The sequence below is a fragment of the Planctomicrobium aquicomposti genome, from assembly GCF_051466325.1.
Classification (GTDB): Bacteria; Planctomycetota; Planctomycetia; order Planctomycetales; family Planctomycetaceae; genus Planctomicrobium.
Window position 1 is genome coordinate 1,651,694 of sequence record NZ_CP195792.1, and the last position, 26,997, is coordinate 1,678,690.

At 59.0% G+C, this 26,997-nt stretch carries 21 protein-coding genes; 5 read left to right on the plus strand and 16 right to left on the minus strand.

Annotation, left to right across the window (positions count from 1 at the left end; genetic code table 11):
* Nucleotides 1-147: 147 nt before the first annotated feature.
* Nucleotides 148-1,143, minus strand: coding sequence for a DUF1559 family PulG-like putative transporter (locus SH664x_RS06300; RefSeq protein WP_437205980.1), 996 nt, complete (start codon nt 1,141-1,143; stop codon nt 148-150).
* A gap of 811 nt (nt 1,144-1,954) precedes the next feature.
* On the opposite strand from SH664x_RS06300, the gene SH664x_RS06305 reads away from it, so the two are divergent.
* Both SH664x_RS06305 and SH664x_RS06310 read left to right on the plus strand, forming a co-directional pair.
* On the plus strand, nt 1,955-2,887 hold the full coding sequence (locus SH664x_RS06305; RefSeq protein ID WP_437205981.1) for a helix-turn-helix domain-containing protein: 933 nt from the start codon (nt 1,955-1,957) through the stop codon (nt 2,885-2,887).
* 53 nt (nt 2,888-2,940) lie between these two features.
* A complete protein-coding gene (locus SH664x_RS06310) occupies nt 2,941-3,510 on the plus strand; it encodes a hypothetical protein (protein ID WP_437205983.1) in 570 nt (189 codons plus the stop codon).
* 126 nt (nt 3,511-3,636) lie between these two features.
* Here SH664x_RS06310 and dnaB read toward each other — a convergent pair whose 3' ends face one another.
* From dnaB to SH664x_RS06340, 6 genes are all read right to left on the minus strand, one after another.
* Nucleotides 3,637-5,004: a replicative DNA helicase gene (gene dnaB, locus SH664x_RS06315; RefSeq protein WP_437205984.1), complete on the minus strand. Its 1,368-nt coding sequence runs from the start codon at nt 5,002-5,004 to the stop codon at nt 3,637-3,639.
* Between the two features lie 162 nt (nt 5,005-5,166).
* Nucleotides 5,167-5,679 carry a 50S ribosomal protein L9 gene (rplI, locus tag SH664x_RS06320; protein ID WP_437205986.1) on the minus strand — a complete coding sequence of 171 codons (513 nt, stop codon included), beginning with the start codon at nt 5,677-5,679 and terminating at the stop codon, nt 5,167-5,169.
* A gap of 81 nt (nt 5,680-5,760) precedes the next feature.
* Nucleotides 5,761-6,258, minus strand: coding sequence for a single-stranded DNA-binding protein (gene ssb / locus SH664x_RS06325; protein ID WP_437205988.1), 498 nt, complete (start codon nt 6,256-6,258; stop codon nt 5,761-5,763).
* Nucleotides 6,259-6,397: 139 nt separating this feature from the next.
* Complete coding sequence (gene rpsF, locus SH664x_RS06330; RefSeq protein WP_437205990.1) at nt 6,398-6,775, minus strand: 30S ribosomal protein S6; 378 nt, start codon at nt 6,773-6,775, stop codon at nt 6,398-6,400.
* Between the two features lie 48 nt (nt 6,776-6,823).
* Nucleotides 6,824-7,402 carry an aminoacyl-tRNA hydrolase gene (gene pth / locus SH664x_RS06335; RefSeq protein WP_437205991.1) on the minus strand — a complete coding sequence of 193 codons (579 nt, stop codon included), beginning with the start codon at nt 7,400-7,402 and terminating at the stop codon, nt 6,824-6,826.
* Nucleotides 7,403-7,470: 68 nt separating this feature from the next.
* The gene (locus SH664x_RS06340; protein ID WP_437205993.1) at nt 7,471-8,085 is read right to left on the minus strand and encodes a 50S ribosomal protein L25; all 615 of its coding nucleotides are present in this window, start codon (nt 8,083-8,085) and stop codon (nt 7,471-7,473) included.
* Nucleotides 8,086-8,391: 306 nt separating this feature from the next.
* Between SH664x_RS06340 and cutA the strand changes: the two genes are divergently transcribed.
* On the plus strand, nt 8,392-8,730 hold the full coding sequence (gene cutA, locus SH664x_RS06345) for a divalent-cation tolerance protein CutA (RefSeq protein WP_437205994.1): 339 nt from the start codon (nt 8,392-8,394) through the stop codon (nt 8,728-8,730).
* Between the two features lie 88 nt (nt 8,731-8,818).
* On the opposite strand, the gene SH664x_RS06350 is transcribed toward cutA, so the two are convergent.
* A complete protein-coding gene (locus SH664x_RS06350) occupies nt 8,819-10,285 on the minus strand; it encodes a Gfo/Idh/MocA family protein (RefSeq protein WP_437205996.1) in 1,467 nt (488 codons plus the stop codon).
* 120 nt (nt 10,286-10,405) lie between these two features.
* Between SH664x_RS06350 and SH664x_RS06355 the strand changes: the two genes are divergently transcribed.
* Nucleotides 10,406-10,888, plus strand: coding sequence for a tRNA (cytidine(34)-2'-O)-methyltransferase (locus SH664x_RS06355; RefSeq protein WP_437205997.1), 483 nt, complete (start codon nt 10,406-10,408; stop codon nt 10,886-10,888).
* Between the two features lie 66 nt (nt 10,889-10,954).
* Here the strand turns inward: SH664x_RS06355 and SH664x_RS06360 are convergent, their stop codons facing one another.
* The 8 genes from SH664x_RS06360 to dapA all read right to left on the minus strand — a co-directional run bounded on the left by SH664x_RS06360 (nt 10,955) and on the right by dapA (nt 23,153).
* Complete coding sequence (locus SH664x_RS06360) at nt 10,955-13,576, minus strand: hypothetical protein (RefSeq protein WP_437205998.1); 2,622 nt, start codon at nt 13,574-13,576, stop codon at nt 10,955-10,957.
* A 285-nt stretch (nt 13,577-13,861) separates the two neighbouring features.
* Nucleotides 13,862-14,869 (minus strand): AAA family ATPase, encoded by a 1,008-nt coding sequence (locus SH664x_RS06365; RefSeq protein WP_437206000.1) that lies wholly within the window; start codon nt 14,867-14,869, stop codon nt 13,862-13,864.
* 40 nt (nt 14,870-14,909) lie between these two features.
* Entirely contained in the window at nt 14,910-15,917 is a 1,008-nt protein-coding gene (argC, locus tag SH664x_RS06370; protein ID WP_437206002.1) for an N-acetyl-gamma-glutamyl-phosphate reductase, read from the minus strand.
* A 366-nt stretch (nt 15,918-16,283) separates the two neighbouring features.
* Entirely contained in the window at nt 16,284-17,471 is a 1,188-nt protein-coding gene (gene sucC / locus SH664x_RS06375; RefSeq protein WP_437206003.1) for an ADP-forming succinate--CoA ligase subunit beta, read from the minus strand.
* Nucleotides 17,472-17,694: 223 nt separating this feature from the next.
* A complete protein-coding gene (locus SH664x_RS06380; RefSeq protein ID WP_437206005.1) occupies nt 17,695-19,938 on the minus strand; it encodes an O-antigen ligase family protein in 2,244 nt (747 codons plus the stop codon).
* A gap of 71 nt (nt 19,939-20,009) precedes the next feature.
* Complete coding sequence (locus SH664x_RS06385; RefSeq protein WP_437206007.1) at nt 20,010-20,726, minus strand: ATP-binding protein; 717 nt, start codon at nt 20,724-20,726, stop codon at nt 20,010-20,012.
* 89 nt (nt 20,727-20,815) lie between these two features.
* Entirely contained in the window at nt 20,816-22,135 is a 1,320-nt protein-coding gene (gene sufD / locus SH664x_RS06390; protein ID WP_437206008.1) for a Fe-S cluster assembly protein SufD, read from the minus strand.
* 127 nt (nt 22,136-22,262) lie between these two features.
* Complete coding sequence (gene dapA / locus SH664x_RS06395) at nt 22,263-23,153, minus strand: 4-hydroxy-tetrahydrodipicolinate synthase (protein WP_437206010.1); 891 nt, start codon at nt 23,151-23,153, stop codon at nt 22,263-22,265.
* Between the two features lie 495 nt (nt 23,154-23,648).
* On the opposite strand from dapA, the gene SH664x_RS06400 reads away from it, so the two are divergent.
* A complete protein-coding gene (locus SH664x_RS06400; protein WP_437206011.1) occupies nt 23,649-26,987 on the plus strand; it encodes an SNF2-related protein in 3,339 nt (1,112 codons plus the stop codon).
* Nucleotides 26,988-26,997 lie beyond the last annotated feature (10 nt).

The window sequence follows — 26,997 nt, forward strand, 5'->3', positions numbered from 1 at the left end:
CGCAGCTGACTTGCGCCGGGGCCGGTGCAGTACGGATTGACCCCGTCTGCACCTCTTCCCCGACAGTAAAGTGGCGACAATTTCAGCCCGGATGGAGAAAGGCAATCCCGAACTCGGGACGTACCTCTTCGCTCATGCCAGACGATTTCAGAATTCCCCGATGGGCAAGCCGTCATCCATGCAGTGCAGACGAGCCAGAATCGGAACAACAGTCGGATCTGCTTCAATCGCTTCCCTCACGCTGTTGTAGGGGGAGGTTTGCGGTGGCTTGAAGTTGTGAATAATCGGGTAAGAACTGATGTTCTCGCTGATAAAGCGAACCGAACCATCCCCCATCCCGAACTGGGCCCCCCCCACGTGCTCGCTGCTGCAGGAGTACCGGACGTCTGCAAAGTCGGTCGGATGGCCTGTGCAGCAGACCGTTCCTGATGCTCCCAGCGAAGCCGGATTCAAGCTCCGATTAATGGGGAATTTTTCGAACATGATCGATCCACCCATGCGCTGCTGAGACGACCAGATCGCTCCGATCGAGAAGCGGCGGTCCCCGGGATAACTCGTTTCCCGTTCCCCGACAAAAAGCGTATTGCTGAGACCATCAGTCACGTCGCGGAAGTTTGAGCACTTCCCCGGAGCCGGTGTCGTGAAGGCTCCACCCCCACGGAACACGTCGACGTTGGCGAGATAGTTCGAACGCCCGTACTGATTGAAGTAGGGATTCGTCTCCGAAGGAAAACTATCTGAAGGGCACGTGTAGACAGAGAGCATCGTCGCCTGAACGTTATTATGCCCTGTCGCCCCGAGCGACGGCATCATTCCCACGTTGGCCCCATTGCGGTGGTTGCCAGGCTGCAGCATGTTGTACAGCGGCGCCTGGTCAATGTAAGGGAGCAACAGGGCTCCCCACGAGGTGGCGCGATCTGCACTCATGTTGTGCCCGAACGGCAGAACATTGTAGGTGTCGTGGTAGTTGTGCATCGCCAGCACAATCTGCTTGATGTTGTTTTTGCACTGAGAGCGGCGGGCCGCCTCTCGGGCCTGCTGGACCGCTGGAAGCAGGAGTGCAATGAGAACCGCGATGATGGCGATGACCACCAGCAGCTCAATGAGCGTGAACGCCCGTCTGACGCGAGAATACGTTGCCATGAGAGACCCTGGACTGAAAAGAGGAATCACTAATCAAACACGGAGCAGAATGTCTAATTCTGAATTTGCCTTGGAGGGAAACTGTCGATGACCGGTCGATTCAACCGCGTCGCGTGCGAAGTTCGCACTAGTTCATTTCAAATCTGAATGGTGGACCAAACGGGTCAAAGGAACTTGCGGTTTAAGAATTCAGGCACTTTTTCTGAAATCCCCTTCAAATCGATTGAAAGCCCGTTGCGGCCGACGGTGCAGGCGGGAGGCTCAGTCTCATGAGAACGAATCGCTCTTGGCGAACCGCCACCTGCGGCGGGATATCCTCGCCAATCAGGAGTCGCAGTTGTGCCCGGAAGCGGCTGCTTCCAGAAAAACGACCCCACTCAACAAAAGACTCAAATCACCAAATTCATTGGCACCGCATTTCACATTTTGCAAAAACAGATCAACACATTTGCATTACAGCATCGTAATCTGTACTTTCAGCGTGGTCTCTCTCGTTTCAACTGTAAAACTACACTATTTACAGAAAATGCCTGTCACTGGAAAAGGAGATTGCCTCCACGGGCTGTGAGACTGGGACGTCGAACGCACAGCCCAAGGCGAGCGAAAACCGCTTTGGGAGCGTGTCAGCCGCTGATCTCCCATGTGCGCCAGGCGAGGCAAAGTGAACCAGATAAACAACTTAAAGCGTTTTCTCCAAGCGTGATATGCAGCCGCCAGCGACTGCTTCTATCATTGGAGGAAAACAGGAATGGTCGGAGTTTTCGTCTAAATCACCCTGTCGCTGGAATTGCTCCTGCCTGGAGACAACTCGATGACAACGGCCCCTACTCATCAGACCCCTCTTCCCCCGATTCGCAGTCTGCGTCACTTTGACGATACCCGATCAGTCTTTGAGCCCTATGGCTTCACATGCGAACTCTGGGAAGCGCGTCCGACTTCCCGTCCGGATCGCCATGAAGAAATCGAGATCAATTTTCTCGACCGGGGAACATTGTTCTACATGCTGGGGGGGCAGAGGGTGACCGTTCATCCGCGGACCTTCACCATGTTCTGGGGAGCGATTCCGCATCAGATCATCGGCGAGGAGGATGTCAGCTTCTACTATGTCGTCACCATTCCTTTCGCCAACTTCCTGCAGATCGGTTTGCCTCGACAGTTGCTGTCGAGACTGATTCGGGGAGATGTCATTCAGGAATCTTCTTCCGACCGACAGCCTGAAGACCCGATGATCTTTAATCGGTGGCATCGCGATCTGGAAAAATCGACCGACGACATGCGGCAGATTGTCCAGATGGAGCTGGCAGCCCGAATCTGGCGACTCTCCCTCAACCTCGCAGAGACCCCCAACGAGCCCGATCCCGGCGAGAATCATTCCCGCATGACCAAGGCCGAGCTGATGGCCAATTATATCGCGAGCCATTACCGGACGAAAATCCAGAACAGCCAAATCGCGGAAGTTGTCGACCTCCACCCCAACTACGCCTCAGCGCTGTTCAAGCAGACCTTCGGTACGACGTTTTCGGCTTTGATTCTGAAGCACCGCCTCGCTGAGGCCCAACGCCTGCTGCTGACCTCCGATGACACGATTGTGCAGATTGCACAGGAAGCCGGCTTTGAATCCCTGAGCCGATTCAATCGAGCCTTTAAAGAATCGATCGGAATGACGCCCCGCGACTACCGCAAACGGCGCAGCTGGCTCACTGGTCGCGACAATTCTTCGCGGAACTCTGAACCACTGCGTTGAAGGCGTGTCGCATCTCAGAAATCGATTGCTGCAGACTGACATCGGAGGGAGGCATGAACCCGGAATGTCCGTTCGACGCAAAGTCAGTCAGCAGTACTCCAGAGCCAGCGACATCCATCCACTGGATTTCATCTTCAACGTCCACGTTCTACGCCGTCTTTCCCGTTGTCTGGTATTTCATCATTTTTGCTGCTACCGCAGCGGCAGCGTACGGGCTGACAACGAGCAATGCTTCCAACGCAGCGTGGTGTGAAGTCGGCGCACTCAGTGCCCTGTTTCTCCTCGCAGGGCTGCCGATGTTGTTTCTCGGACTGAAAATCCGGCGCGTGGGCTATTTCTCGGCATCCGGTCAGAAATGGATCAGAATAGCGGGGTTTCGATCTGCGACCGATCTTCCCGTCACGATGATCGACGAAGTGCGGGAGCTCGTTCCCATGAACTTTCGGCCGACACTGATCCGGTACTCCGATCCAGGTGGGGTGAAAATCACCGTTACGCTGATTCCCCATTCACAGCCATTCCTGCCACCCTGGAAAACTCACCCCGACGTCGTAAAACTGCAGGAGTGGGTTTTCGGGACAGCTCGACAGACGAGGTCAAGGCCTCCAGTCGGTGCCGGCTGACTTCCAGCGATCCACGCGAATTCTGCGGGGCAACATTGTCCAGAAACCGGTGGAATCGGGACCCACTCCGCGATGACGCCGGTGCGAACTTGCCTGCACCGGCGCACCGCCGCAAGTTGACCGGCCTCAGTCGATATGCACCGGACTTTTGTCCCCGAACCGCAGCATTTCGCGGAGCCAGACAAGTTCCACCGTCCCAATGGGTCCGTGACGATTCTTGGCGACGATCAGATCCGCTTCCCCCGGACGATCTTCCGGATCGTAAGCATCCGGGCGATGCAGAAACATCACGATGTCCGCATCCTGTTCGATTGCCCCCGATTCGCGAAGGTCGGAAAGCTTCGGACGTTTGTCTTCCCGCTGTTCGACTCCGCGGTTCAACTGGGCCAGGGCGATCACCGGAATGTCGAGGTCCTTGGCGAGGAACTTCAGTCGCCGCGTGATCGATGAAATCTGCTGTTCGCGGGGAATGTTCTTGTCTTCGGATTCGATCAGCTGCAGATAGTCGATGATGACGATGCCCAGCCCCGCCCGGCGCTTCGTTCGACGGGCCAGTGCAGCCACCTGCGACATCGTCCGTCCGGCCGTATCGTCGATGTGGATGGGGAACTTCCGCATCTCGTTCGCGGCCTCCATGAGCATTTCCGCTTCGAGTGCTTCCAGCTCCCCTTTGCGCAGCTTGTGTCCGCCGACCTTGGCGTGAATACAGAGGAGTCGTTCCGCCAACTCCATTTTGGACTGTTCGAGACTGAACACGAGCACCCCGTGGCCGGCTTTGGCCACGGCCAGCGCGAAGTTACAGACGAGTGCCGTCTTGCCCATACTCGGGCGGGCGGCAAGCACGATCAGTTCCGTCGGCTGAAAACCGCTGGTGTATTCATCGAGACCAAAAAACCCAGTCGGCAGGCCGCTGACGGCGTCCCCCTGATCCATCCGCTGGAAGATGCGTTGAAAGGTCTCATCCAGCACGCTGTCAAAGCTCATCAGGTTGAGCGACTGCTGTTGTTCGAGGATGGCGAACAGCCGTTTCTCGGTATTCGCCAGCAGGTCGTCGAGATCTTCCGTCCCGTCGTAAGTCTCCCGGAGCGCCCGCTCACAGACTTCGATCAGTGCCCGCTGCATCCATTTGTCACGGACAATCTTCGCGTAGTATTCGGCGTGTGCCGCATGCGGCACAGCCTGCATCACCTCATTGAGGTAAGCAGGTCCCCCGATCTCGTCCAGGTCCCCTCGTTTCTTCAGCTCATGCGCCAGAATCACCACGTCGATCGAAGTGGTCCCGCTTTCGCAGAGTTCATGAATACACTGGAAAATACGCCGGTTCTGATCGCTGTAGAAGCACTGCGAATTCAGATGCTGAATGACCTCGTCGTAGGCCGTATTCGAGAACAGGATGCTGCCGAGCACGCTCTTTTCGGCATTCAGATCCTGCGGAGGGACCTTGCCTTTGCGGTCGACGGTCATCGTGGGAATCGTGGAGTTGCTTGACGCCATAGTTACGATCGGGGCGCTGGGCACCGGAGATTTGAAGAGACGAATTGACTCTGCTGCCAACCCGTGATTGTACCACGAGAGGGCCGCCCACAACTAATCAAAAAAACAGCCCGCCTTCATGGGCGGGCTGCGTGATCACAAATTGCTCGCAGTCGAACAGGACTACTTGATGGCGGCAGTCGGCACGACCCACACCTTGACTTCGGAGTTGATCCCCGGTTCGAGTTCGATGGCGATGGTGTACATGCCGAGGCTCTTGATGGCCCCTTCCATCCGAATGTGTGAAGGCTCGATCGGGAAGTTCGCCTTCTGCAGGGCCTTGCTGATGTCGTTGCCGACGATCGAGCCGTAGAGATGGCCATCGTCCGTGGCGTTCGCTTCGAGCGTCACGCTGTAAGACTTCACCTTCTCGGCCAGTTGCTGCAGCTGCTTTCGCTTGGCCAGCAGCACCTCTTCCTGCCGACGGCGATGACGCTCGACCATCTGCTTGTTGGCTTCGGTCGCGATCGTTCCCAGCCCCATCGGGAGCAGGTAGTTCCGGGCGTAGCCGGGCTTCACGCGAACGATCTCTCCCTGGTTCCCCAGAGATTCCACGGTTTCCGCCAGGAGCAGCTCGATGCCCCCCTTGCGATCCTTCGAACGAACCCGCTGTCCCTTTTTACGCTGCACGACCATGTCAAACTCTCCGTTTGCGCCACTGCGCCAAGAATCTAATTTTGCTTCACGAGCCCGGCATGGGCCGGCAACTGTTTCAAACTAAAAGGGGACGTCTTCGTCCATGCCCCCGGGAGCCGAATCATAGTAAGAATCCGCTCCACCCGATGAACCCCCGGCGTTGGATGATGCACCGCCGCGTGACCGATACTGATTGCCGCCGCCTCCACCTCCGCCCCCACCGCCTCCGGGACCGGAATCGCCGCGACCACCCAGCATCGTCATGTTTTCGCCGACCACCCGCAACTTGGAACGCTTCTGACCGGTGGTCTTGTCATCCCACGAATCGAGCTGCAGGCGACCTTCAATCAGGACCGGACGTCCCTTCGCCAGATACTCGCCCGCGACCTCTGCCTGACGCCCCCACAGGGTCACGTCGACGAAGGTGACTTCCTCTTTCCGCTCGTTCGACTGCTTGTCAAACCATTGGCGATTGACAGCCAGACCGATCTCGGCCACAGCGGTCCCCCCGGTGGTGTACTTCACCTCGGGATCCCGCGTGAGATTACCGACCAGAATGACCTTATTGAAACTTGCCATGGTTTCTCCTGACGCTGACACCGTCCGTCTTCAAACCCGACGGGGAGGCTGATACCGGATCACATTGAGGGCGACAGCGACTGCCGGGCCGTCCTGCGTATCGTACCAGCTCCAGCTTCCGAGTCGACGGAATTCCGCACTACTCAGCAGCGACCGGAGCCGGTGCCGGCTCTTCCTGACGTGAGCCGCCATCTGCGAGCTGCTGAATCATCAGTTCGAACAGCTTCGGTTCATGCTCGATGACCAGATGACGAATCACCAGATCACTCAACTTGCAGATCCGGCTCAGGTTCTCGACCTGAGCGCCGTCCATTTTGTAGTAAACGAGATAGTGCAGCCCCTTGCGATGGCCGTCGATCTCGTAAGCGAGCTTCCCTTCCTGCCAGGGAGCACTGGCCACGATTTCAGCTCCACAGCGGGTAAGGTATTCCCGCACGGTCTCTTCGGTTCCCTGTGCGTCCTGGGCATAGCGGCTGCTATCCAGAAGGAACATGCATTCGTACAAACGATCAGCCAAGGCTTTCCCCTTCAAAACTTTGAATCACTGACTCGTCGCGAGATTCGATCAGCCATCCGCTTGCGGAGACCGATTGAAAAGATTCATCGCGACGACAGGCCCTTCCAAGGCCCAGGTTTCTACAGCGGATGCGGCCCGATCGACTGCCTGTTCCACTGCTGGCCGTTCTGATTTCGCGAACGACTGCAACACATAATTGACTGTATCCTGACCTTCGCCGGGACGTCCAATTCCGATCCGCAGCCGGGCGAACTCTTCTGTCCCCAGCTGCTCGATCGTATTCTTCAGTCCCTTCTGACCACCGGCCGAGCCGGAAGTCCGCAGGCGTAATTGACCGACTGGCAGGTTCAGATCGTCACAGATGACCAGCAGGTCTTCCAGTGATGACTTGAAGAAGCCGACAATCGATCGCACGCTTCGACCGCTGAGATTCATGAATGTCTGCGGAGCAACGAGCAGGACCCGTTCACTTCCGATAGGAATCTCAACCGTCTGGGCTTCAAACCGGCTCTGCCACGTCCCCGTGGAGAACCGCTTTGCCAGAATTTCCACAACCTCAAAACCAACGTTGTGTCGTGTCCCGGTGTATTTCCGTCCCGGATTTCCCAGACCGACAACAATTTTCACAGCTCATGAATCCGTTAAGCGCTTTCTTGGATCGCCCTCAGCAGACCAGAGCAGACGCAAACCGACGATTAGCCGGGCTTGCCAGCCTCAGCTGCCGGGGCGGCGGCATCCGCTGCACCCACTTCAGGGGCAGCCTTAGGCTGGGCAATGTGAACCAGGATGGTTTCCGGTGCATTGACCACCACCACGCCTGCCGGAAGTTCCGTCAGGTCGCGGACATGCAGGTAATCACCAACGTTCAGGTGACCAATCTTGACTTGCAGCGAGTCCGGCACGTCGACGGCCAGACACTCCACAGTCACAGTATGATGCGGCAGCTCGAGCACCCCACCGGCAACAACACCCGGAGCGGTTCCGCGAAGCTGGACCGGAACGTCGACCCGAACCCGCTCATTGGAATCCACGCGAACGAAATCCACGTGCAGTACGTCGAGGCTGAACGTATCCCATTGCAGGTCTTTGACGAGCGCGGTTTCCACTTTGCCGTCGACGTCGAGTTCGATCACCCGAGCCCCGCTCTTCACGAGCGAGCTGACGGTGTCCACGTCCATCGCAATCGCCACGGCGTCCTGCTTGTGCCCGTAAACATTGGCGGGGACAAGACCTTGCGCCCGAAGGCGACGCATTGCGGCGGTCCCTTTTTCGGATCGGGTTTTGCCCGCGATTTTCACGATCGTCGACATGGAAAACTTCGATTCTAATGACTGATGTACAACATGCCGCATGATCCAAGCGCGGTCACTCCAGACCGCCGGATTGCGGAAAGTCCCGCACATTAGTTGTTCAGTGGTGCGAATTCAAGACTTCCGGACTTGATTTCGCAGTTTCCCTCAACACGAATTGCTGCGATTTTCGGGTACTTTGAGGAATTTCCCGGTTTTCGCGCGACGCCTGGCGAAAAATCCCTCCCTGTCAGGACTGAGATTGCAGCCAGCGGCTGAAACTCTTCAAAACAGAGAGACCGAATTCCCCTAGAGAGTCACGTCGAGATGAACCCAATTGCAACAGTTTATGTCACTCACAGAAATCGGGACGAAGCGCTCGCGCTGGCCAGGACACTTGTTTCCGAGCGACTGGTCGCCTGCGCCAACATTCTGGGGGAAGGAACGTCGGTCTATCAGTGGGAGGGACAGCTCATGGAGGAGCGGGAAGTCCCCCTGCTGCTGAAGACAACCGCAGACCTGATTCCGAGAGTGACCGAACGCATTAGAGAGTTGCACCCGTACGAATGCCCCTGTGTCGTCGCGTGGGGAGTAACGGATGGAAATCCGCAGTTCCTGCAATGGGTGCACAACGAAACCGTGGGCCACTCATTACCACGAGCCTGACTCTCCAACGGAGTCAGGCTCGGACGGGCATTCAAATTCCGCGGATGGTACTTCCCCGAGAGCCTTCGCTCACCGGCAGTTGGCCAACTCAGCTCTTTTCGGGGGGCTTGCCGTTCACCCACGGACCTGCCAGGGACATGTATGGCGGATCAACGATGGTGCTGCCGTAATCGCCAGCCTTCCAGCCCGGAATGTGGACAGCTTTCCCCCGCTCGGCGGAAACAGTTTCCCATTTCTTCGCCCAGCTCTTGCCGTTCTGGGCATCGAGGAACGCGTTGGACGAACCAGCCTCGGGGTCGAAATTGTAGACGATTCCCTGACGGTAGCTTTGCGCCCCGAGAATGACCGCCGCCAATGCGGCGGCTCCCTTTTCAGGCGTGTTATTGCACAGGCCCGGCTCACCCGCTTCGATGGCATCGATCCAGTTGGCGAAGTGGCTCAACGTCGGATCGCCCCCCTTGGCGGTGAACACTTCCTCTTTCAGATTGCTGTCGCCAGTCACCTGGGGACGCTCCGGCACAAACCGGACAGTGTTGCTGTTATTAAATACAAAGGAGCCGAAGTGGCCACGAATGCAGGGTTCGAGTGCCGTTGCCTGAGAGCACATCGTTGACGAAATTAACCCCTGCACCCCTTCGTTATAGTCGGCGATCACGGTCGCGACATCCGGAACATTCCGACCATCGTACTCGAGATAGATACCACCCGCTCCGGTTACGCGTGCCGGATATTTCAGTCCCGTGGCAGTGAGCATTTCGGTGACGCGATGGACAAACAGATCGGTGAACATCCCCGAGCCGTAGGGCCAGAACCGGCGCCACTGAGCATAAATTTCGCGGTCGAAGGGGACATCTTCCGCCAGTCCGTCCTGCACTCCGAGCCACCGCTGCCAGTCGATCGTCTTGGGGGTCATCTCCTTGGTGAGCTTGTAATAACGCCACTGTCCAAGGTTAGAATTTCGGAAGTAAGCGGTCTGGTACATCAGCACCTTGCCCAGCTTTCCGTCTTCGACCATCTCCCGAACCTGTTTCAGGAGCGGGTTGCTGGAACCCTGCACCCCCACCTGCATCACCTTGCCGGATTTGTTCCAGACCTTGACGACATCCAGTGCCTCTTCGACGGTCTTGGTCATCGGCTTTTCGGCATAGACATGCAGTCCTGCGTTCAGGCAGTCCACGATCTGCTTGTGATGCCAGTGGTCGGGAGTCCCGATGCAGACGGCATCCAGCTTTTCCTTTTCGATCATGTCGCGGTAGTCAACGTATTTCGCCGGCGTGTGTCCGTTGGTCTTCGCGATGTAGTTCACAGCCTGGTCGACGTTGTGTGAATAAACGTCGGCCACGGCGACCATTTCCACGTTGCGACCGCTTTTCTCCAGCTCGGAGATCGACTTCACGTGGGCACCGAAGCCACGTCCTCCCGGACCAATCATTCCGATGCGGAGCTTCTGATTTGAGCCTGCTGCACGAGCGTAGGTCGACGACATCAATGCTGCCGCACCGGCCACATATCCGGACGATCCGAGAAAGCTGCGTCGATTCAAAGAATTTGGCATCACAGTCCCTTTTTAAACCTTTGCGGTGGGGTGTCGATTGAGATAACAATATCGCATTCCCGAGTTCGCCAAGCAAGCAGCCGCAGCTCAGCGGCATGTACAGGCTGTGGAACTGTTGTCATGGCGGAAATTCCTGAGCCTCTGTTGCATGTCGTGCTGTACCAGCCCGATATCCCTCAAAACACGGGGAATATCGGCCGCAGCTGCGTGGCGGTCGGTGCCAGGTTGTGGTTGATCCGACCGCTGGGATTCCTCATGGAGGACCGCTACCTCAAGCGGGCGGGAATGGACTACTGGGACCACGTGGATTGTCAGGTCGTCGACAGCTGGACCGAACTGCAGAACCAGTTGGGTTTTGGTCGAAACTACTGGTTTCTGACGAAGTTTGCCGAAAAACTGGTCTGGGAAGCGGCGTTTCAGCCGGGAGACGTACTCGTCTTTGGCAGCGAATCCCGAGGGCTGCCCGAAGAACTCCGCCTGCAGCACGCTGCCAATTGCCTGAAGCTCCCGATGCGGGAGACGATTCGCAGTCTGAACCTCGCCAGCACCGCCAATACCGTCCTGTACGAGGCGGTCCGACAGTTCGGTGGCCTTGAAGGCTGAAGTCGCTCGATCATTCTTCCCGGCACGCTGTGAAAGTGCGTCGATTGAGAATCAGAATGCGCTGACTCAGGGAAGCCCATTGAATTTGCGGATTGTCCACTCGCACATGGCAATCGCAAAGAACAACAGCAGCAAGGGCCATTGACTCCAGACTGGCCGTACCTCCTGTTGAGTTGATTCATTCCCGATGTCGCTGAAGAGGCCGGGAAGGCGATCAAGCTGATCCAGCAGCAGAAATTCCCCGCCGGTCGCGGCGGCGATCTCTTCCAGCAGATGCCGGTTCGCACTGACATCACGAAGTTCGCCGCTGATCTTCGGGTTGACCAGCAAGGGCACTTCAGGGAGTTCACCTCCGTTGTCGGCCCCCGACACTTTCAGCCGCACTGAGTATTCGCCGGCTGGCAGATTCTGCGCCACCCCCTCATAGAGCAATCCCTTGCCGGAGCGCGGTGCCAACGGAATCGTACGGATGACCGAATCCCCGAAGCTCCGTCGTTCCACAATGGCTTCCACCTGCAAATCGGGATGCCGCTGCAGGAAGACCTCGTTCCACCGTGCCTGGATCACGGCTGGTTCACCGACATCGATCACGGACGCCTGCAGACCGAATTTGACGTTTTCATTTCCCGCGCTGGCCTTGAACGTGACCGCCCAGCGGGCCAGCTGCCCCCAAAAACGATGGTGATAGAGATCACCGACCAGGTAGCGCCACCGCCAGGTGCTGTCGATGCCAATCCAGACGACCTGTCCGGTGCCGACATAATGCTGGACAATGATGGCGTTTTCACGTTCCCGTTCGAGATTCGGTTCGAATCCCGCAGGCAGGGTCGCCCAGACTGTTGCGCTTCCTTTGGCTCGCCCGGCGATGCCCCAAGGATGTCCCGGCAGATGTGACCAGATTCGACGTGACTCCGCAGGGTCATTTGCCAGCTGAAACATCGGAAGCTGTTCCCCGTCCGCCGTAATGTTGAGCCGAAATCCGCGAACCGGCGGCGGCCCCGCCTGAATCGCATTCTCCACGACCACGGTCTGCAGCTGTTCAATCGGGAGAAGTGCGGATAACAGCGGATCATGGAACGCCCCGGGGAAAAAGTGCTGTCCGGCCGAAAGCACAAGTGTTCCCCCCTCCTCCCGCACATACCGGTCGAGTTCCACCCAGCGCGCTGGGGGAAAATCCTCTGGCGACACATCTCCCAGCAAGACCACATCGAAGGGGGCAAATGTGCTGTTCCCGGCAGTTGCTGCGGGCAGTTGGTCCGGAATAAACGATTGGGCGAGGACCTTGATGAAGGGCTGCTCAAACAGCACCCGACTCAGAGAGACGTGATCATCGCGGCTGAGAGCAGCATCCAGAAAGCGAAACTCCCAGCGGGGAGAGCCATCGACCAGCAGGACGCGCGCCCGATCATCCACGACGTTGAGCACAAAATCGCGACTGTTGTTGTCCTCGCGGGTCTCTCCTTCCGCGACTTCTGTCCGCAGTCGAAACCGATGACGACCTTCTTCCAGATCTTTCAGCGTGAAGATGACTTCCGCCGAGGGCCCCTCGGGGGTGATCGTCTGCTGCAGTGGAACCGAGTCAGGATCGTCCAGGTCATCCACAAACACGCCGATCGGCTGTCTCTCAAACCCGGATGTCTGCAGAATCCCCTTGATCTGGGCCTGATCCGATTTGAACACCGACCGGGGATAGTCGATGTGGAGAATCGAAAGATCCTGTGGCCGATGTTCGGAACCGACCAGCACGGTGTGCACCGGGACATCCAGCCTTTTCAGGCGAGTCAACAGCCGATCAGTCGACTCGTTGACGGTGTCGTGCCCGTCAGAAAGCACAATGACTCCTGCCAGCGGCGTGCGTGAACTCTGTGCCGACGCGGCCACCGCAGGTTCGCTGAGATTCGACTGCGTCCGTTCCAGAACAGGAATCGTGCCGGCGATGAATTGTGTGAGTTGCTGCTCGGTGAGCGCAGCGGCATCCTCCGCAAAGACGACATGCTGCAGCGTGCCGAGTTCCTGCAGTTGTCGCTGCGGATTGTCGGGAGTCTGAAGAAATGCACGCCGGGCGAGATCCAGACGAGAAAACTGCTGCAACTCCTGCAGGAGACTTCGCACCATGCTTTCCCGTGTCAGGGCCAGTTGAGAACGGCGATCGTCATCTGGTTCCTCGGCGGCCGTCGCCCACTGCGGCTCCTTCCCGGCATCGAGGTCCGTCAACCACTCCGACACCCGCTCTCGAATCTCCGGGTTGCCCAGCATTCCAATCGCACGGGCCCAATGCAGTTTCTCCGCAAGTGAGGCCTGCGTGTCATGGGTGTCCATGCTTTCAGAAACATCGAACGCCACCAGCACACGCCCTTCAATCCGCTCGGAGCGGGTTGAAGTCGACACCGGATTCAGCAGCATCAGATAGAGGAACAGGACCAGTGAAATCCGCAGGCAGAGCAGCCCCAGCCCCAGTCGTTGAGAAATTAACTGCTGCTCGTAGCGGAACAGTGTGAGAATCGCACCGATCGTCGCGGCACAGGCCGTTGTCACCCCCCAGAACAGGAGACGGTTCTGCAAGTGGGTGAACTCGAGTTGCCAGCCGGCCAGATGACGATTCACAACCTGCGGGAGCAGCATCGCCAGCAGAACGCCCCCGACCATACAGAGAGTCGTGACGGCGACAGTTCTGAGGACGAGACGCATAGGAAAATCGTTGCCGGCAGGCCGCACCTGATCTCAATGCCGTTCGGAACAAACCCTTGTCCTCGACATCATTCATTTACCATTTTCGGACCGCAAACGCAGGGGCGGCAATGTCATGGACGAGATCCTCAGGGAGGCGCACCGTCCACTCTGCGGTCAGCGGATAAATCCCAGGCAGGGGATGAGAGCAGGTTGCTCTTTCCCGTGCCCGCACAGCCAGCGTTTCGGAGGGTGAAATGCTGAAATCCGCGCGGCGACAACGGGGCCATCCCAAATCACAACCTACTATTTCCCCAACGGAGATTTCACCACTTCAATCAGCCGCTGAATGATCGTCTCCGCGGTGACTCCTTCCGCTTCCGCCTTGTAGTTTAACAGAATTCTGTGCCGCAGCACCGGTGGCGCAACCGCCCGCAGGTCTTCTATGCCGACATGAGCCCGCCCCGCCAGAACGGCCCGGGCCTTGGCAGCCAGCACGAGATACTGCGACGCCCGCGTCCCTGCTCCCCAGTTCACCCACTTCGTCACAAACTCGGGAGTCCCTGACTGTCCGGGACGCGAAGCGGCGACCAGTTGAACCGCGTACTGCACCACCTCGCGGGCCACGGGCACGCTGCGGACGACCTGATGGAAGGCGAGGACATCGTCTCCGCTGAAGATCGGCTCGATCTTGGCTGCGGACCCCGATGTCGTTTTTTCGACCACGAGGATTTCATCCGCTTCCGGTAGATAGTTGACGACCACGTTCAGCATGAAGCGGTCGAGCTGCGCTTCCGGCAGGGGATACGTCCCCTCCATTTCGATCGGATTCTGAGTCGCCAGCACGAAGAAGGGCTCAGGCAGGGGAAACCGCTTGCCGGCGGCCGTCACCTGATGTTCCTGCATGGCTTCGAGCAGGGCGGCCTGTGTCTTGGGAGGAGTGCGGTTGATTTCGTCCGCCAGAATCACGTTCGCGAAAATTGGTCCCTGCACGAACGTCAACGTCCGGCGGCCGTCAGGCTGTTCGTTGAGGATTTCGGTCCCGGTGATGTCCGCGGGCATCAGGTCGGGCGTAAACTGAATCCGCTGGAAATTCAGATGGAAGATCTGAGCGATCGACTTCACCAGCAGCGTTTTCGCCAGTCCGGGGGCCCCGGTAATCAGACAGTGACCACCGGAAAACAGGGCGACCAGCACCTGTTCAATGACCTCGTGCTGACCGACAATCGCCTTTGAGAGCTGTTCGCGGATCAGCCCGCGGCTCTCTCTCAGCTTTTCCACCGCCTGCCGGTCCCGTTCGAAATCGTCCTGCATGATTTAGTCCGATCTGAATTGAACAGTCTTTCGAACTACTCTACAGCAGCGCGGTCGTTTCGTCGAAGTCACAGAGCAAATTCAGGTTCTGCACCGCGACGCCCGCCGCCCCCTTAATGAGATTGTCGAGCACCGCCAGCACAACCACTTTTCCGCGCACCATGCGGGCTGTCAGGTGAACATTGTTGGTGAAGGCGACGTCCTTAGTCTTGGGAAGATGGTCGACCACGGTGACGAACGGTTCTTCGGCGTAGAAATCCCGCAGGGTCTGCTGCACCTTTTCCAGAGTCACCCCCGAGGCCGGCACGGCGTAAATCGTCGCAAAAATGCCGCGGTCCATCGGAGTCAGATGCGGAGTGAAAATCACCTCTACCGGCAGTCCACTGGTGTCGCTGAGCACTTGTTCGATCTCCGGCGTGTGCCGGTGATTCCCCACGGCGTACGCCGACAGGCTTTCGTTGCACTCGCTGTAGAGTGTTTCAATCTTGGGAGTCCGCCCCGCACCGGAAACGCCGCTCTTGGCATCGATGATGATGTTCTGCGGATCGATCAGCTTCCCCCGCAACAGCGGAGCGAGGGCGAGAATCGCCGTGCTGGTGTAACAGCCCGGGTTGGCAATCAGCGACTGCCCCTTGATCTGCTGGCGATAAAGTTCGGGTAGACCGTAGACGGTCGAACCGAGTCGCGTCGGATCGGTATGCACATGCCCGTACCAGGTCTCGTAGACCGATGGATCGGTCAGACGATAATCAGCCGACAGGTCAATCACCCGGAGCCCGGCGGAGAGGAGGGAGGGAATCGCTTCCATGCTGGCGCGGTGCGGGAGACAGCAGAAGCAGACGTCCGCCTGCTCGGCCAGCTGCGCCGGTGAGAGATTGGCGAAGTTCAGATCCAGACGACCGGCCAGCGAAGGATGAATCTGGCTGACGGGACCGGTTTCCGATCGACTCGTCACCGCAGTGATCTCAACCTGCGGATGCCGCAGCAACAGCCGGATCAGTTCGAGTGCGGTGTAGCCAGTTGCTCCCTGAATGCCAACACGTACCACGGGAATTTCCTTCAGTTCGTGTCCCCGCGCAGCTGGGGTTTCGTCAGACGAAATGCGCGCTGCGGCGTGGCGACAACGGGTCAATCAAAAATCAAACATGCTCGTTCAGTCGAGATTTAATCCAATCAGCTCCGCACGTCTGGCAGCCAACGGTGCCGGACACATTTTGCAACACGCCGGTTCACCGGGGAAAACCACGACGAACAGCACCGGTCTGACAGACAGTGTCACCGCCCAGAACACAAAAGTGACGCTGCCCGCTGACAGCGTCACTTCCGTTCATTGGAAAGTCAATCGGGAGTCAGGCGAACCTTCGACTGGTCCGCAGCCTGGACCCCCGCCCCTCGCCGGGCCATCGATGTGGTCCTACGCCTGCAGCGTGGCGACCACTTTCTGGGCGGCGTCGGTCAGGTCGACTGCGGTGGTAATCTGCTTGCCGGACTTCGCCAGCATCTCGCGGGCCAGTTCCACGTTCGTTCCTTCGAGACGAACGACCAGCGGCACCTTGATGCCAATCTTGTCGTAGGCGGTCAGCAGTGCTTCAACGATCGTGTCGCACTTCATGATGCCGCCGAAGATGTTGACGAGAATCGCCTTCACGTTCTTATCGGCCAGAATGATGCGGAACGCTTCGGTCACCTGATCGACGTTGGCCCCACCCCCCACGTCGAGGAAGTTTGCCGGCTCTCCGCCATGCAGCTTGATCAGGTCCATCGTGCTCATCGCCAGACCGGCACCGTTCACGAGGCAGCCGATGTTGCCGTCGAGCTTCACGTAGCTCAGGCCGGAAGCCTGGGCCTGAACTTCTGCCGGCTCTTCTTCAGCGAGGTCGCGGAGCGGCTCATAGTCTTTGTGGCGGAACAGCGCGTTGTCGTCGAATGTCACTTTGGCATCGAGAGCCAGCAGTTCCCCCTGCTTTGTGACGATGAGCGGGTTGATTTCAGTCATGCTGCTGTCGGAATTGACGAAGAACGCCGCCAGCCGGGGGAGAAATGTCTGTGCCGATTTTGTCGCGGCCGCATCCAGCCCCAGCGCGGAGGCGAGTTTGCGGACCTGAAACGGCAACAAACCCAGACCCGGGTCGTAATGCTGCCGAATGATTTTTTCGGGGTGCTCATGGGCGAGCTCTTCGATCGCCATTCCCCCTTCAGCCGAGGCGATGATCACCGGAGTTCCGGCTTCGCGATCGACGACGATCGCCAGATAGAGTTCACGGGCAATATCCAGCCCCTGTTCCACGTACAGTGTGTTGACCACTTTCCCTTCCGGGCCGGTCTGAATCGTCACCAGCGTGGACCCCAGCATCCGCCGGGCGTTTTCAATCGCCTGCTCGGGGGACTTCACCAGCACCACGCCCGCCTGTTCCGGGTGTTCTTTGAAGCGGCCTTTGCCCCGTCCGCCGGCGTGGATCTGCGATTTCACGACGGCAACAGGGGTGCCCAGTTCCGTAAAAGCCTTCCCTGCCTCTTCAGGAGTCTTGACGACCACGCCGCGGGGAATGGGAACTCCGGCTTTTGCGAACAGTTGCTTTCCCTGGTATTCGTGAATTTTCATCAGTCCGCCGCTTCCACTGTGTTGGGCTCCCCGGAAGGCTGGCACCGGGGCAATAAAGGGGTTCGTCCGACTCCTGCGAGTCGCCCCCGGATAATAGGCCGATCCCCCCACCACTGCAACAAATGGTGAACGGGAGCCGTTTTGATTTTCCTGCACCGGATCGTTCGTCAGAATTGGCAGATTCTGACCGCAGAGCGATGGCCCTCGTCGCGAGAAATCGATCTCAGCGTTTCCCCACTGCAGCCAGTTCTTCAAGCCGCGACCGCTTGACCTCGGGGAGAAACCGGTCGATGTGCCCCCGCGCCCGGTTCAGATCGTCCAGCTCCAGCCCGCGCGCAGCAGCACGCTGTGCATTCTGCCCCGTTGCTGCCAGAGCGATCGCGTAATCCGCATTGATCAGGGCGTCATTCGGATAACGCGCAAGCGCATTTTGAAATGCTGCCAGCCCCTGTTCGGCGGAGACCGGATCGCGGGACTGGTCGAATTCCTCCAGCCACCATTTCCCTAATAAATAGTAGCGTTTGGCGGCCTGCGGATCGCAGTCAATGGCGGCCCGCTGATGTTCAATGAGTTTATCGAACAGCGGCCGGTCTGTTCTCCCTCGGCGGTCCCACTGGGCAGAATAAAGATTGACCAGCGATTGATGTGGTTCCGCAGCCAGTGGATCGCTCTCAATGGCCGCTGCGAAGCACTCCTCCGCCTGCCGTTCATTCCCGGTGGTGATCAGTAAAAACTTCCCCTGCTCCAGCAGTTCGCTCACGGTGAGTGCCGGAATCAGGCCGGTCAGCAGGCAAGCGGCCACTGTTGCTCCACTGCCGAGAGTCAGCCCGAGCCACACCCGTGGAGAAGCAGACTTCGCCTCAGCAGCCGTTCCCGGTTCCGGTTGAGCAATCCAGAGCAGAAACAGCATCAGCTGCAGAATGGCAGGCATGGAAATACCCCCGGCTGCCAGCAGATTGATCGACAATCCGGCACACCCGGCCAGGGCGGCCAGGCGCCCGGTCGGGCTGATGTGCGTCACAACCAGCAACAAACCGGCAACGAGCGGGAAGATGACCAGCAGACAGAGCAGGAGCCCATCGAGCCGACCGTGAAACATCCACTGCTCGATGAGAATCAGCGCGAGCGCTCCGCTTCCCGCGAGGCAAACCGGCTTGAGCAGCAGTCTCGACTTGCCCGGGGACGATTCCTCTCCGGCGGCCGTTCGCGTCATGCGCCTGAGCAGTTCCACGCTGATCAGAATCAGCCCGCAAAAACCCAGCAGTCCGCCGTTGGCCCAGACATCGAGAAACGAATTGTGAGGATCCAGAATCTCCTCACTCGCTCCGGGCAACTTGTATTGCAGATAGGCCTGTCGGAAGTTCCCTGGGCCAATTCCCAGAACAACGTGATCCTGAATCAACTGCCACGTCGCCCGCCAGTATTCGAGCCGGTAACCAAGGCTCTTTGTGAGGGCTTCATCAAGCACTTCGCGGTCGAGGCCTCCCGTGAAAAAGGCGATGCCGACCATCAGTGCGACGATCCCGGCGGCACCGGCCATCCCCCCCCAGACTTTTTTCCGTTCAAATCGCTCAAACGGGGCCCAGCGCACAAACAGCCAGGCCAGAGCGAGCGCCGTTCCTACCCAGGCAGCGCGGCTTTTCGTCAGCAACAGACAATAAGCAATCAGAGCCGTGAACGTTCCCAGGACCAACAGCGCCGGCAGCGGCCTCTCCCGCCCCAGCAGCTTCCAGAGCTGATCGAGAAACAGCACCAGCCCGACACCCAGCAATGCCCCCAGCGTGTTCGCCAGTGCAAACAGACCGATCGGCTCCACACTGGCAGCGATGCGGTCCATCAGTTGCCGGCGACCCGCTTCATCATGAGCCAATAGCTCCGAGCCAATTTCACGTTTCAGCCGTTCATATCGCTGACGTTCGGACGACGTGAAACCGCTCTGCCGTTCCAACCGCTCATGCAGGGTCAGAAACTCCCGTGCATCCGCCGCCTGCGCGGGATACATCACCGCATATTGCCAAAGCCCCACACCCGCCACTGTGGCCATTGTGGTCAGCAGACCAGCGGAGACCAGTTGACGGAAGGACAGCGATTGCATCGGTCGTCGCAGCAGTCCCCAGGTCGCTGCAAACGAACCCCATTCCCAAAACCAGTTGAGGGTTGCCCGCTTGTCGCCACTCGTCAGCAGCACGACGCCCGCGGAGAGAACATGCCCCGCAATGAGAGCACAGACTCCCGTATCGAGCAGAGTCCAGTTCCACCGCAGCGGCTCACGATTTCGCCACATCCACCAGCAGCGTCCTGCCGCCAGCGCCAGCCAAAGCAGGGCGATCCAGAGATTGTGTCCCAGATCACTCCCTTCCGGCGGAACGAAATAGCGAATCAGAAACGTCCCGGCCAGCAGCACTTCCCAGCCGCTGCAGCGGGTCAGAGGATCGGTGACAGCCGGTTTGGATCGGGAAGGTGCCAATGATTCTCAGGAGGTGGATCAAGTGAGTCCGGGATGTGATCACCCCAGTCTGACGGGCAGGCGGCCTGGCATCAACCGGTTGTTGTGAGGGAAGGGAGCAGAACTTCGAACACGGTCATTTCCCCCGAGGACAGGAGTTCAATGGAACCGTGATGCTGCTGCAGAATTCGCCAGCACTTGGGGAGACCGAAGCCGAGTCCGCGGCCTGCCTGCCGTCCCGAGAAAAAGGGATCGAAGCAGTGCTCACGCTCTTCTTCAGAAAACTCGCCCCCATCGTCCGCCACGCGCAGGCGGGCCCAAGTCGCCTCGTCCTGTTCGCGACGGGCGAGCTCCATCGCGATGTGACCGAAGTTCCCGGCCGCCTGAATGGCATTTCGCAACAGTTCGGAAATGACGATCGAAATCTGCAGTTCATCCGCGAAGGCGGTCACGTCAGCTTCCGCTGCGAGCGACAGTGCGATTCCCTTTTCTTCGAGCTCATCCTGAAACCGGGCAATCACGGCATCGAGCAGCGGTGCCAGACGCAGCACCTTGCACTGCGGAGCAGGGGGCCGCGCGAAGAGCATCGCATCGCCGATCATGTCGCGGATGCGATAGGCTTGCGCCCCGATCGTTTCCAGTTGCCGACGACGCTCCGGATCGCTTTCCTCTTTCAGCAGCTGCGCGGCCCGCCCGATGATCGTCGCCAGCGGATTATTGATCTCATGTCCGGCGCCGGCAGCGAATTCGGCCATTGCTTCCAGCTTGGCCGCCAGCAGCTGCCGGTTAAATTCGCTTTCGGGGATCATGGGCGAAATCATGTCCTCGCGGTCAGGGGCGGATCAACAATCAAGAATCCTCTCAGTGGCCCTTGCGGATGCGGCGGGCTCTGATGAAATCAACTCCCGATGCCGAGCTTCCGTTCGACCGCCTGACTGAGTGTCTCCCGCACCAGCTCGACCGGGATTCGGTCGTAAACGGCTGCGAAAAAGCCTTCCACGATGATGTGCATCGCCTCGTACCGTGAAAGTCCACGGCACATAGCGTAAAACACCTGTTCATCGTCCACCCGACCGGCTGTGGCGCCGTGGGTACAGCGAACGTCGTCCGCCTCAATCTCCAGCCCCGGAATGGCGTCTGCACGGGCATCGGCACTCAGCATCAAGGCATCGTTCCGCTGATAGCCATCCGTCTTCTGGGCATCGGGATCGACTTTGATCATCCCTCGCCAGACCACGCGTGACTTGTCGCGGCAGACCTCTTTGTAGAGCAAATCGGACTTTGTATCGGGCTGATGGTGCGTCTGCTGTGTGTAGTACGACAGCAACTGCTTTTCGTTGGCGAACGTGACACCGTTCACCTGCGCGTGGGCTCCCCGACCATCGAGATGGACATCCTGATGAATGTGCGCCAGCCGTGAGCCCAGAGCCCCGACCGTCCACTGCAGCATCGCATCGCGACCGACACGGCCCGACTGGTGGGCGAAGTGCAGCACCTTCTGGTTCCAGTTCTGCAGTTGCACATAACGCAGACGGGCACCGACGCCGACAATGAGTTCCACCGCTCCAACATGCAGGCCTTCGCTCGTGTCATCGGCTGAGGCGGTCTCTTCCAGCAAGGTCGCAGCGGCACCTTCCTCGAGAATCACCAGGGTGTGACTGAAATCGGCCGCCTGTGCTCCCTGCAGGCCGATCAGGCTGTACAGCGGAGCCTCAATCTCGACATTGCGCGGGACGAACAAGACGGTTCCGCCCGTCCAGAAAGCAGCATGCCAGGCCGAGAACCGATCTTTCCCGATTTCGATCGCACGAGTCAGAAAATACGGCAGCAGTTTTTCGCGGTGCTGAACAAGAAGTTCCTGCAGACTGCCGAAGAGAACCCCTTTCGCACGGAGTTCCTCCTTCAGCGTGGAACCGGTGCAACGGCCGTTGACGTGAGTGACCGCTCCGCCGAACTCCGCCCGGTCGCTCATCAGGGTTGTGAACGAGCTTTCGCCCGTCGCGGGGGGGGCAAATTTGAATTTCTCCGGACGGAAGGTCCGCAGTTCCAGTCGCTTGTACTCTTCCGGATCGAGCGCTTCCTGCAGCTTTTCCTCGTAGAGTTCGAACGCTTCCCGCCGCAGAGACTGCAGCCAGTCAGGTTCGCCGCGCTCAGCGAGAAACCGATCGAAACCGGCGCGGTCGAAAGTCAGTCCAGGTTGGGCAACAGACGCAGCCATGAATCCCAAGCGTGTCAAAAGGAATCGAACAGTTTCAGGTTGCCGACCGATCCACAAAGGAATCCGGCCGCCCCGGAAATCAATCAGGGGAACGCCCGCAGCTCACGGGGGCGTTTCAGTTTCTCAGTCAGTTTAACAGACCGTATGTTGTCAGTGTCTTGCGAAGTTTCTGCAGGTCGGAATCCGACAGCGGAGTCAGCGGCAGACGGACTTCACCGGTATCCCGTCCGAGCAGCTGCATTGCCCCCTTCAGCGGAATCGGATTGGTGGCCAGTCCGAGCATGTCGCGACAGAGTGGGAACAGCTTATGGTGCAAGGCGGTCGCCTTGGCGGCATCGCCCGATTTCCAGGCGGCCAGCATCGCCATGATGTCCCGCGGAATGATATTGCCCGCCACGGAAACGACGCCACTTCCGCCGATTGACAGCAACGGCAACGTCAGGCTGTCATCGCCGGACAGCACGGTCAGGTTACTGCCGTTGAGAATCTGCGAGGCTTGATCCATCGATCCGGTCGCCTCTTTGATGGCGACAATGGTCGGCAGTTCGGCCAGTTTACAGGTGGTCTCCGGCTCCATGTTCTTGGCGGTCCGGCCGGGAATGTTGTACAGGATGATCGGCAGGTCCACCGACTCGGCGACGGCCTTGAAATGCTGATAATAGCCTTCCTGCATCGGCTTGTTGTAATAGGGGGTGACCATCAGGGCGCCGTTGGCCCCCGCTTCCTTGGCACGGCGGGTCAGCCGGATCGCTTCCGCAGTCGAGTTGGAGCCGGTTCCGGCCATGACGGTGATGCGGCCGGCCGCCTGTTCACAGACGATCGAAATCACGCGTTCGTGTTCATCGTGGCTGAGAGTCGGACTCTCGCCGGTTGTTCCGCAGGGGCAAATGCAGTTCGTCCCCTGCTCCACATGCCAGTCCACGAGTTTGCGGAGCGCGGCCTCATCGACCTCCCGATTCCGAAAGGGGGTGATCAAGGCCACGGTCAAACCGGCAAACTGCTCTCCCTTGCGGGCCATCGTCAACTCCGTATCCACTGAAATAAATCAAGGCCGGCATTCTGGCCGACCACTGGGGCTGTGAAATTCTGGGCTGTGAAATTCTGGCTCGTTCTGGTCATTCTCGAGCGCCATCGGCATCGGATTGATCCGTTCCCGCTGTCCAGCACGGGGGGGCGCTCCACTCTGCCGGAAGAAATGAAACCTCCTCCGGCACGTCGCCCGGGCAGGGGCGACCCCACACAGTCTAGAAAATCGGGCGGTCGACCGAAAGCGTTGTGATTTCCGGGAATGTCAACAGCCTCGGTTCCTCAAAAACAAACGATTTTGTCCCGGAAAGGAATTCATTTGAAACCAAGCTGGCAATGGAGAAGTCACTTTCATTACGCTGGGAGGCTGCGCCCGATTTGGGCCATCCGGAAATCTGCCGGAGTTCTCAGATCTGTCTGACTCGCCGGTATGATTCGAATCCAGTGTGATCACCGTTTGACTGCGTGTGTGCGTGGGGGGCAATGAGTGTCTCTGACACAACTGCTTGAGAGTAAGTTCCGAGGGGACATTCGATTTCGTGGCCAGGCCTATCTCGAGGCCGAGCGGGTCTCAATTGCTCGCGTCACCGCCGACGATCTGCACGCTCTGGTGCGGGACGGCGTCGAATATCAGACTCACCTGAGCCGTCAGGAGGGGGAACTGAGAATGTTCTGCTCCTGCGTCGGTGACACGCAGTCGCGCGATCCCGCCTGCAAACATCTCTGGGCGACCATTCTGGCGGTCGACGCCGGTTCCTACCTGACGGGTGTCGCCAAGCCGGGCGCCATTCCCCCCTTCGCAGCCGAAACCCGCTATCAGCCGCTCGATCTCTCCACCTGGGATGAAGACGACTTCGACGGAGGGGATGTCTTCTATCCTACTCCCTCCCCTTCCGCACCGACGATTTCCGCAGCAGCTTCCGCCGCCCGGGCCGCTGTTCGCCAGCAGCCCCGCGAATGGGAAACAAAACTGCAGAGCCTCCGCAGCCAGATGCCTGCGGGTGCCCGACGGGGCGGGACAGCCGAATCGCGCGAGCGGGAAATCTTTTACGAAATCGACCTCGCCGAAAGCCGTAAGTCCCAGCAACTCGTTATTCAGACATCCCAGCGACAGCGTCGCAGCAACGGCCAATGGGGCAAGCTGAAGCCCCTCAAACTGCGTCCCGGCCGTCTGGAGGAAGTGGAACATAGCGACGATCGCCGCATTCTGGCGTTCCTCGGGGGCGGGACCCCGGAACGAACCGGCTGGATGGCGCAGCAGGCCGAATTCCAGACATCCATCTACCGCTATCGGATGCCCTATGAACTCTGCACGCTGATTCTCCCGCTGATGGCCTCCACCCGGCGCCTGCGGTTCCTCGATGAGTCGGACCGCGAAATGCCGGTTCTCTCCTGGGACGATGGAGATCCGTGGAAACTCTGCCTTTGCATGCAGGAGTCAGACACGGATGCCGGCTGGGCGCTCCAGGGGGATGTCCGTCGGGGGAACGACCGTCGTCGGCTGGAACAGTGCGATCTGATCCTCCCCGGAGGACTGGTGATTGTCGATGAAAAAATCTCCCGGCTCGAAGACTTTGGGGCCTTTGACTGGGTCCCCATGCTGCTGGGTGACCAGAAGCTGACCGCCAAGGCCGGTGAAGAACGAGATCTGGTGGACTGGCTGCTCGACATGCCGTCGCTGCCGCAGCTGGATCTTCCCGCATCGCTGCAGCTGGAAGAAGTCCGTCCGGAGCCGACTGCCCGGCTGGTGTTCAAGTCGCCCGCCAAACGGGGCTGGAAGCACGAGCGGATTCACGCCAACGTCGAGTTCCAGTATCTGGAAACTGTTGTCCGGGCGTCCAACGTGCAATGGGCCATCGTCCAGCGTGAAGAAGGACGCTGCCTGCTGCGGGATCAGAAGCTCGAAGGAGCTTTCTGGGCACGGCTCGATGAACTCGGCTTCCGGCGACTTGTGGATCACCGGCAGGCCGCTCACGATGTCGACATCGCCGTCAGCGAACTCGGACGCGCTGTCCGCAATCTGGTCGCCGATGGCTGGGAAGTTCACGCCGATGGCAAGGAAGTCCGCCAGCCCGCCGCAATGAAATTCAACGTGCGGTCAGGCATCGACTGGTTCGAAGTGACCGCCGACATCGACTTCAACGGACAGCGGGCCAGCTTCCCCGAACTGCTGGCGGCTCTGTCGCGCGGCGACCAGACGATTCGACTCGACGACGGCTCACTCGGCATTTTGCCCGAAGAATGGCTGCAGCAGTACGGACTGCTGGCCGGGCTCGGTCGTCAGGAGGAGGATGGCTTGCGGTTCTCGACGACGCAGCTGGGGTTGATTGACGCCTTGCTGTCGACTCAGGAATTCATCAGCTTCGACGACCGCTATCTGGAGCTCCGTAGCAAGCTGGCCAACTTCAACGGCGTCGGGGCTCGCAAAGAACCGGATGGCTTTATCGGCGAGCTCCGCGAATACCAGCGCGAAGGTCTCGGTTGGCTGCACTTCCTGCAGGAATACGGATTCGGAGGCTGTCTGGCGGACGACATGGGTCTCGGAAAGACCGTGCAGATGCTCGCGCTCTTCGAAGAGCGAAAGATGTCCCGCGAGCGGAGCCTTCCATCACTGGTCGTCGTCCCGAAGTCTCTGATGTTCAACTGGATTCAGGAAATCCAGAAGTTCGCGCCCAACCTGACGCATATGGACTACACCGGTCACGAGCGGGTCGGACTGCGGGAGGCGATCCCGAAGACCGATATCGTCCTGACTACGTATGGGACGCTGCGACGCGATATTCTCGAGATCAAGGACATCGAGTTCGACTATGTCGTGCTCGACGAAGCCCAGACCATCAAGAACGCCGCTTCACAGGCAGCCCGCGCCTCGCGACTGCTGAAGTGCTCGCATCGCGTGGCTCTTTCCGGAACGCCGATCGAAAACCACCTCGGCGACCTGTGGTCGATTTTCGAGTTCCTGAACCCGGGGATGCTCGGGCGCAGCTCGATCTTCAAGTCACACGCCACGGATGCGGCCAACGAGTCCTCGCGCAAAATGATTGCTCACGGGGTGCGACCCTTTGTGCTGCGTCGTACCAAAGGTCAGGTGGCCCGCGAGCTGCCGGACAAATTCGAGGAAACGATCTACTGCGAAATGGGCGAAAAGCAGAAGCAGCTTTACGCCGAAATGCGGGACTACTACCGCGATTCGCTGCTGGGACTCGTCAAGAAACAGGGGATGGGAAAAAGCCGGATGCACGTGCTCGAAGCGCTGCTTCGTCTGCGTCAGGCAGCCTGCCATCCCGCGCTCCTCGACAAAGGGAGCGACGACGACGAATACGCGAAGCTGGACGTCCTCTGCCCACAGCTCGAGGAACTGATCCAGGAAGGGCACAAGTCACTGGTCTTTTCGCAGTTCACCAGCATGCTGTCGATCGTCAAGAAGCAGCTGGACCGCCGCGGAATCCAGTACGCCTACCTCGACGGCCAGACCCGCAAACGCAAGCAGGTGGTCGAACAGTTCCAGGACGACCCGGACACGAAGGTGTTCCTCATCTCGCTGAAGGCGGGGGGGTTGGGTCTGAACCTGACCAAAGCCGAATACGTGTTCCTGCTCGACCCGTGGTGGAACCCCGCCGTCGAGGCTCAGGCCATCGACCGGGCTCACCGCGTCGGCCAGACGAAACAGGTGTTCGCCTACCGTCTCATCTGCCGCGACACCGTCGAGGAAAAGATTCTCGAGCTGCAGAAGAAAAAGCGGGAGCTGGCAGACGCCATTCTCGATGCCGACGGAACGCCGCTTGGCGACCTGACGACCGAAGATCTGGAATTGCTCCTGTCGTAGTGCCTCTGGC